A 575-nucleotide genomic window follows, 5' to 3' on the forward strand; every position below is an offset into this window, starting at 1 on the left:
TCCAAGGGGCGTCGGCGCTGACGCTCGATGCGAAAGGGCGGATGTCGGTGCCGGCTCGCTATCGCGAAGCGCTGCAAGGACAGGCAGAAGGACGGGTGACTGTGACCAAGCACCCGGACGGCTGCCTGTTGCTGTTTCCGCGCCCCGAATGGGACGTGTTCCGCGCCAAGATCGCCGCGCTGCCGATGGACGCGCACTGGTGGCGGCGAATTTTTCTCGGCAATGCGATGGATGTCGATCTCGACAGCGCGGGCCGGATTCTCGTATCGCCCGAGCTGCGCATGGCAGCCGGACTGGAAAAGGAAGTCATGTTGTTGGGAATGGGTAGTCACTTCGAGCTGTGGGATTCGCAGACCTACAACGCGAAGGAGCAGGCAGCGATGGCGCAGGGCATGCCCGACGCGCTGAAGAATTTCACGTTCTGATTGCGGTGACGGAGACGCCCGCGATGGGAAACGAATTGCAGCATCGGACCGTATTGCTGGACGAGGCGGTCGAGTCGCTCGTCACGCGGCCGGACGGCGTGTATGTCGACGGCACGTTCGGGCGTGGCGGCCATAGTCGCGCGGTGCTCG

The 575-nt window shown here is 63.8% G+C and carries 2 protein-coding genes; both read left to right on the forward strand.

The features are described from left to right. Positions 1-425 (forward strand): division/cell wall cluster transcriptional repressor MraZ (gene mraZ / locus AC3IFE_RS01550; protein ID WP_489189387.1); only part of this gene is annotated, 425 nt, incomplete at its 5' end. Positions 426-448: 23 nt separating this feature from the next. Further along, positions 449-575: 16S rRNA (cytosine(1402)-N(4))-methyltransferase (mraW, locus tag AC3IFE_RS01555; protein ID WP_489189388.1), on the forward strand; the 127-nt coding region annotated here is incomplete at its 3' end.

This window comes from Burkholderia sp. APQ4-4ca, assembly GCF_057837105.1.